Source organism: Pseudomonas sp. FSL R10-2189 (assembly GCF_009600325.1).
In the GTDB taxonomy this organism is placed as follows: Bacteria; Pseudomonadota; Gammaproteobacteria; order Pseudomonadales; family Pseudomonadaceae; genus Aquipseudomonas; species Aquipseudomonas helleri.
Window position 1 is genome coordinate 104,412 of record NZ_WIVZ01000020.1, and the last position, 7,082, is coordinate 111,493.

Sequence of the window (7,082 nt, forward strand, 5' to 3'; positions counted from 1 at the left end):
CCTCGCCCCTTCAAGCGGCCTGCATCAACAGGCTGGCTTCCAGCGCCACAATGGCGGCGACGCCGGCGATCTCGCTGCGCAGCAGGCGCCGTCGCGCCTGCCTATCAGCCCCGCGTTGGGCCTCACGCGCCAGCAGCCGGCGGCGCATCCAGACCCAGCCGTAGGCTGTCGCGCCGTACAGGCACATCCGCCACACTAGAAAGTAGCCTGCCGTGGCCGCCAGCCACCGCTCCCAGTTGGCAACGCTGCCGACGAGATAAATGCCGACGATGTTGGCGCCCACAGCGGCGGCAACGAGCAACACCGTCCACAGCAGCGCCTTCATCGCGCGCCGGTTGAACAGCCAGCGCGGGCGCAGCCAGCTGGCACGCGACGGGTTCATGGGTTGCCTCCCGGATTGCCCTTCTGGAGCCGGTCGAGGCGGTCGGGAATGGGATCGCCTTCGTAGATGCCACGTGAGCCAGCCGCGCGTGTGCCATGGCGCTGGATGATGGCCATGGGCGAGTTGTTCGCCAGCTCGCGGCGCAGCTCCAGCTCGGTCTTGAGGTTGCGGATTTCCTGGTCGAGCGTGTCGCTCTCGTGGTTCACGGCCTCGACCGCCAACTGGTTCGCCGCGACGTTGGGCTCCTTCTTGCCGGTCAGCAGGGTGCGCTGGAGCAGCAATGCCTTCTCCAGCACCGACGCCAGCGCGACCTCCGAGGCCAGGCGCCGCGCCAGCAGGTCTTGATCCGGCTCGTCGCGCAGCGCCTCGATGACGCCGCGTGTGATGGGCAGCGAGGTGCTGCCAGCCGCACGCAGGTTCTCGAAGGTGGTGTTGCGCGTTCCCGAGACCAGTTCCTGCAAGGCTTCCAGCTTTGCCTCGTACTCCTCCTGGATCAGCGGCGTCAGCCCGACGCCGGGCACCGTTTCGGTCTTGGTGCAGGCATCGCAAGTGCGCTGCACCTGTTCGCCGAGAACCCGTGTGGCCCATTCGGTCGCCTGCTGTGGCGAGGTCCAGGTCTGGCAAGACAGACTCGCGCAACTGGCGGCAGCGATGGACGATGTGTCGGTCACGCTGCGGCCGTTGACCAGGTTGTAGCCTGCGCGGGTGACGTCGCCGACCACGCGGATGGCCGACTGGCCTGCGCCGCCCGCATTGCTACCACCCACCCAAGGCACGCCGTCGTTGCCGCGGCGCGTCTCCGCCTGTTCAATTGCCGACACGGCATCCGTGCTCGACACCGCATCGCGCAGTGCCATGCCTTCGGCCATCTGGCTCCAGCCGAGTTGTCCGCCCGCCGTGTCGGCCATCTTCTCGGCCATGGCACGGCAGGTCAGCTTGGAGCGGTCGAAATCCAGGCGCGCCTGCAGCACGCCGTTGGTCAGCAGGTTGTACAGGCCGGGATCGGCGCGCTGGATGATCAGCGCAGGCAGCGATGCCACCGCGCTGGTGGCGCTCTGGATCACGTTGCTCATGATCTGCTGAAAGCCGTTGGTGACGCCGTTGAGCTGGTTGCGCAGCGTGGTCTGGATGCTCATGTCGCCGCAGATCAGGTTGCTGTTCCAGCCCACGCCAACGCCGATCGAGCGCATGCCGGCCGCGCGGCCCATGGACACCGCGCTGCCGCCGCCAATCGAATACATCACTTCGTCGCCGATCACGGAGCCGCCGGTCTGAAATCCGGCCTGCGCCCACGCCAGGCCGCCGCCAAGAACGAGTGCGCCAGCCAGCAGCCCAGCCAATACCGTGGGACGCAGCAGGCGGCACGCCTTGGTGGAGAGGTTTGTCAGTTCAGGACGCTTCATCGCCGTACCCTCATTGGAAATCGACGCTGCCGAGGAATACCTGGCCGCGACGTTCGCAGCACGCATAGGGCCGCCACAGCGCCCAGGCGTAATCGCCCTGCTGCGCCTGGGTCAGGAAGCCGCTGCGCGGGAACACCGTGCAGGACGAGGACAGGACGGGCGTGAGTTCCTGCCACTTGCCCGTCGAGGCATCGCCTTCCATCAGCGCGCCGGCAGGCCAGTAACCGGGCCGCGAGTTGGCGAGCAGCGGCTGATAGACGTGAATCTGCCCACGGCGCGTGACGACATCGCCGGCGCGCTGGGCCACCACGGCGCCGGCCTTGTGGTCGTCGGCCTGGTGCAGGAAGCCGCCGCGCGGATAGACGTTGCCCCACAGGTTCATCGTGGTGCGCGCGCCGACCTCGCGCCTGCCCGGAATTAGTGCCTCCGGGTAGGCCATCTCCGGCACGTTGTAGCGCCAGGCCAGTGTGTCCAGGGTGCTGAGCAGATACGGCATGAACGCCGTGCCCGCGCCCTCGCAGAAGTAGCCCGACGATGAGACGAACTGGTTGAACACCTCGACGCCGGGATGGCCGATGACGTCCGCGTTCTTGAACTTGGCGAGATTGTTTTCGTGGTCTTCGTTGGTGGTGCCGTCCCCGCCGGCCTGCGCGGATGGGTTGGGCGCGCTCATCGCCCGGACTTCGACCCAAGGGTTCTCGCCGGTGTTGCTGTAGCTGGAGACGACCGCATCGGGGATGTAGTGGCGGACCTTGATGGATGTGCGCACCGTGCAGCCCGTCCAGGTGCAGTAGAGCCAGTAGCAGATGCCGACGACGCGGTATTCGAGGCAGTCCGGCGATGCCACTGAGCCAACGATGGTTGCGGTGTTGAGGGCGTAGCTGCCCGTGGCGCTGAGCAGCAGCACTGAGACCACGCCAGCACGCAGGCGGCGCATCCGCTCGAAGGGTCGGGTCATGGCTGCGGCCTCCGGTGTTGCTCGATGCGCGCGACGGCACGGGCCACGTCCGGCTCGCCATAGACCACGTAACGCTGATCCACCACGACCGCCGGGATGCTGGTGACGCCCAGGCTCCATGCGTCGGCGACGCCCTGGTATGCGGAAGCAATGCGGCGCTGGAGGTCGGCACCGCCGTTGTTCAGACGGCGCTTGACGATGGCCGTGGCCTGCTCAGGATCGGCGGGCAGCTGTGCGGAAAGCTCGGCTTCGATGCGCGGGCCTTCATCCAACTCGATCAACCGCTCGCCACCCATGGTCTTGACCGGGTGGCGGCTGTCGGTGACGACCACCACATCGGCGGCGAAGGTGGCTGGGCTGAAAACGGCCAAGGATGCCGGCAGTGCAACGGCCAGGCCAAGGGTTCGCCAGCCGGATGCGAAGCGGAATAAAGATGCTGGCATGTCGCGTGCCCTGGAAGTTGATCAGAGCCATAGTCGAACGCGAACCCGCTGCCGCCCCAACAAACAATGCGCATCGCGGGCACCCCGCATACCTGTTCGGTGCTGCCGCATGGAAAAAAGCGGAGGCCGAAGCCCCCGCTGTGATCAGTGAACCACGGGCCTTCCTACAAAAGACCAGACTCGGCGAACGAGTACGGTGTGCCCTGACCAATCACGAAATGGTCAAGTACCCGCACGTCGATAAGCGCCAAGGCCGTCTTCAACTGCTCGGTCAGCAAGCGATCCGCATTGGATGGCTCGGTGGTGCCCGAGGGGTGCTGATGGGCGAAGATGACCGCAGCGGCGTTCAGTTGCAAAGCGCGTTGCAGCACGACACGCGGATAAACCGAGGTCGCATTGATCGTTCCATGGAACATCGGCTCCACGGCCAGCACGTCGTGCATGCTGTTCATGAACACGACGACGAATATCTCATTGGGCTCGGCGACCAGCTTCAAGCGAAGGTAGTCCCTGACCGCAGCGGGCCGTTCAAGACGTGGCCCTGCTTTGAAAACCCGTCGCTCCAGCAACACGATGGCTTGCTGGACGATCCAGTCCTCGTTCTGAACAGAAATATCGGAAAGCGACTCCAGGCAGGAGTCATTGATGACGACAGACATGGCGAACCTCCAGGCAGGGAAATCGGAGGGCGCACATGCCCCTGGAGGGCAGGCCCTCCAGGGAATGGAACAAGGTGCATCCATCACCGCAGCAGCGGTGATCGTTCGCGGCCAGGATGCGGGGCGAACGGGTAGCGGTCAGCGCAGCGTGCTGCGCCGTAGCCTCAATGACCGCGGGCTACCTGGGCATGTCGCCGACGACGTCGGCAGGCATTTCCGTAGTGGGTGAAACGACCGAATCCTCAGCTGCCAGCATGTCCATGGCCGACAGCAGTGCATCGCCTTCGATAGGCCCCTGCAGCAGGATCGCCTGGCTGGTCTGGCGATCGTGTAGTCGCAGGGATGGCGTCGCGGTCACGCCGCCCTTGGTGGCTTCCTCGGCCTGAGCGCGAATCAACGTTTCGGGCCGCTCGCTGGCCAAACACTGCTCGACGGCTGGGTTTAGGCCGGGATAGCGCAGGCCCTCGGGCAAGCCCAGGCCGTCACTGCGCGTGTGCGCATAGACCCATTCAATGGCCTGCCAAAAGGCCACATGCCCGCCACTTTCGGCGGCGCACTCGGCCAGGCGTGCCTCGGCAGAGGCGGCCGGTTCGTGCGCGGCCAGCGGCTGGTGCTGCCATTGCAGGGCTACGTCCGCGTTGGCGCCCACCCAGCGTTTGAGTTGCGGAAAGTACTCCCGGCAGAACGGACATTCGAGGTCGGCATAGAGCGTCAGCGTGAACCGGCCCTGCGCGTTGCCCATTTGCCAGGGCGGCCCGGCCACCTGCGCGGTACTGACCGGCGCGGGAGCCAACGACGCGGGTTCGCTGGGTGCGCGGGACACGAGCCAGATCAGCAGCAGCGCGATCAATCCAGCGGCCAAGAACCAGGGCCAGCGCTTGCGCGAGCGCCGATGGCGGAGCGCCTGGACTGGCATCGGAATGGAAGGATGTTTCGGTTTCACGGCAGTCTCCGGCGGCTATTGCGGCAGGCCCAAGGCCGGCGACTCGATGCCGCGCGCCTGGTCGATCTTCTCGGCCACCTTGAAGGCCGCGTCGAGTTCACTGATGCCGTGCTGTTGCATGAGTTGGTAACGCTCGGCTTTCTCCTCGGGTTCGGTCTGCGCAAGCGCGAGATAGAGGCTCGGTGGCACGGCCCGAAACAGCACTTCCAGGCTCTTGGAGAGGATGACGCCCTCGGTGAACTTCCCGGCTTCCTTGCGCGCCGAAAGCATCAGCGCCTTCTGCGCAGGCGAGAGTTCGCGGAAGCGGGCGATCTTCTCCACCTCATCGGGTGGCATCGACAGGCAGATCCACCACTCGATCATGTTGAGCATGGGCTCTGCGGCGCGCGGCAGATCGTCGATGTTTTGTGTGGCGAGCCAGAACCAGGCCCCCAGCTTGCGCCACATCTTGGTGATCTTCACCACGTAGGGGGCGAGCAGCGGGTTCTTGGTGATGATGTGCCCTTCGTCGGTGACGTTGATGATCGGGCGGCCCAGGTACTGATCGCGCTCGGCAATGTTGTTCACCGTGCTGATCAGGCTTATGTAGGCAATGGAGAGCTGCGCGTTGTAGCCCTCGCGGGCATAGGTCGCCAGATCGACCAGGGTGATGTCGGCCTCGGGCCACGGCGAACCGTCGCGGTCGAACATTTCACCGTCCGTGCCTTGGCAGAACATGTCCATGGCGTCGGCCATCTCCAGCAGTCGCACACGCCGCATTTCCGGCAGCGTCGGGTCCTGGCTGCGCGTGCGCAGCGCATTGCGCACATCGCGCGTGAGCACGGTGCGCTTCTCGCCATCCTTGCTGTGGCAGTGTTCTGCGGCATCGAGGATGCACTGACGGATCAGCGAGCGGTCGGCCCGCGTCATCCGGGCTTCTTCCTTGTCTTCGCCACCGGTGATCATCAGCCTCGCGGTGATCTCCAATTCGCCCAGTACGTCGCGCTGCTCATCTGCCTCCATGGCCACAGCATCGGGCGGCAGGTCTTCGTCCAGGGCATCGGCGTCGAGCGTCTGCACGTCGCTGGGCGTCTCGATCAGCCGGCGCGCGTCGGCGAACGGCGCCAGGCTGATGCCCGATCCGGGGGCCAGCTTGACCCGGTTCACGGTCAGGCCCAGGCGCCGCGCGAAGTCGCTGAACAGGCCGAAGCTGTTGCCGGCTTCCACGATGAAAAGCCGCGGCCGGTAGATGGCCGTCACCTGGTTCAGCAGGTTGTTGAGTGTGGCGGACTTCCCCGAGCCGGTGGGGCCAAATAGAAACAGATGGGCATTCATCTGCCGATCCAACCTGTTCAAGGGGTCGAACGTAATCGGGCCGCCGCCGCGATTGAACATCGTGATGCCGGGATGCCCCGTGCCCTGGGCGCGGCCCCACACCGGCGACAGGTTCGCCGCGTGCTGGGCGAACATCAGTTGGGTGTACCACTTGCGCCGATCCTGGCCGGGGTTGTAGCAGCACGGCAGCCAGCGCAGGTAGCTGTTGAGCGGTGCCACCTCGTCGTCCTCGCGCACCGGCTGCAGGCCAGCGTTGAGCATGACGTTCGCCAGATCCAGGCCGCGTCGGTCCAGTTCCGCCTCATCGCGCCCGCGCAGGTAGAACGCCAGCGTGCCGCGATAGAGCTTGTGCGCGCTGCCGATCAGGGAACGGGCTTCATGCACGTCCTTGAGCGTCTGCTCCGACGCCAGGGTTTCGCCGACCGCTTTCTTGGCCAGGTGGTTCAAGTCCGCCTCAAGGACATCCTGCGGCGTGGCGACCATCGTGAGACACATCAAGGTGTCCTCGGGCATCTGGTCGAACAGCGTGTTGATCGCGTCACCCTTGCGGGTCTCGCCGGTCAGGTGCCCGGTGCCGGGCGGCATGCGCAGCCGGTCGGTGATCAGCACGCGATGCGGCATGCCGTCGAAGTACCAGGCCCCTTGCGCCACGTCCGAGCGCGGCTGCCCGAAGAACAACCGCTGGCTGAAATCCCGCCCGCTCGCCAGCTCGATCTCGCTGGCCTCGGTCTCGTCCGGGTAGCGCGCCAGCGAGTAGAAGCGCTCCCGGTCCTCCACCCCAGGGCCGAGCAGCGTGGGGCGCGGGTTGAACCATCGCAGCAGCCAGTCGTGAACGTCCGCTGCAACCATGCGCCGTGCCTGGATGCCGGCATTCGCCAGCCCGCCGCACAGGCGGTCGCAAACGATGCCCAGCATCTGCTCGGGTGTCTGGCCGCGGCGGTTTGCCTGTCCCTGACCGCTCGCGCGGCGGTACACCACCA

At 65.9% G+C, this 7,082-nt stretch carries 7 protein-coding genes; all 7 read right to left on the reverse strand.

Going from position 1 to position 7,082, the window contains the following annotated elements; genetic code table 11:
• Nucleotides 1-10 precede the first annotated feature (10 nt).
• Nucleotides 11-382 (reverse strand): hypothetical protein, encoded by a 372-nt coding sequence (locus GHO32_RS15740; RefSeq protein WP_014596088.1) that lies wholly within the window; start codon nt 380-382, stop codon nt 11-13.
• On the reverse strand, nt 379-1,785 hold the full coding sequence (locus tag GHO32_RS15745) for an integrating conjugative element protein (RefSeq protein ID WP_008266424.1): 1,407 nt from the start codon (nt 1,783-1,785) through the stop codon (nt 379-381). The genes GHO32_RS15740 and GHO32_RS15745 overlap by 4 nt, the downstream gene beginning before the upstream one ends.
• A 10-nt stretch (nt 1,786-1,795) precedes the next feature.
• A complete protein-coding gene (locus tag GHO32_RS15750) occupies nt 1,796-2,743 on the reverse strand; it encodes a TIGR03756 family integrating conjugative element protein (RefSeq protein ID WP_012205991.1) in 948 nt (315 codons plus the stop codon).
• Nucleotides 2,740-3,186: a TIGR03757 family integrating conjugative element protein gene (locus GHO32_RS15755; protein WP_008266034.1), complete on the reverse strand. Its 447-nt coding sequence runs from the start codon at nt 3,184-3,186 to the stop codon at nt 2,740-2,742. Before GHO32_RS15755 ends, GHO32_RS15750 begins: the two co-directional genes overlap by 4 nt.
• A 164-nt stretch (nt 3,187-3,350) precedes the next feature.
• The gene (gene radC / locus GHO32_RS15760; RefSeq protein WP_012205990.1) at nt 3,351-3,845 is read right to left on the reverse strand and encodes a DNA repair protein RadC; all 495 of its coding nucleotides are present in this window, start codon (nt 3,843-3,845) and stop codon (nt 3,351-3,353) included.
• Nucleotides 3,846-4,023: 178 nt separating this feature from the next.
• Nucleotides 4,024-4,788, reverse strand: coding sequence for a thioredoxin domain-containing protein (locus tag GHO32_RS15765; RefSeq protein ID WP_014596091.1), 765 nt, complete (start codon nt 4,786-4,788; stop codon nt 4,024-4,026).
• Between the two features lie 15 nt (nt 4,789-4,803).
• Nucleotides 4,804-7,082 (reverse strand): conjugative transfer ATPase (locus GHO32_RS15770; RefSeq protein WP_153442894.1); only part of this gene is annotated, 2,279 nt, incomplete at its 5' end.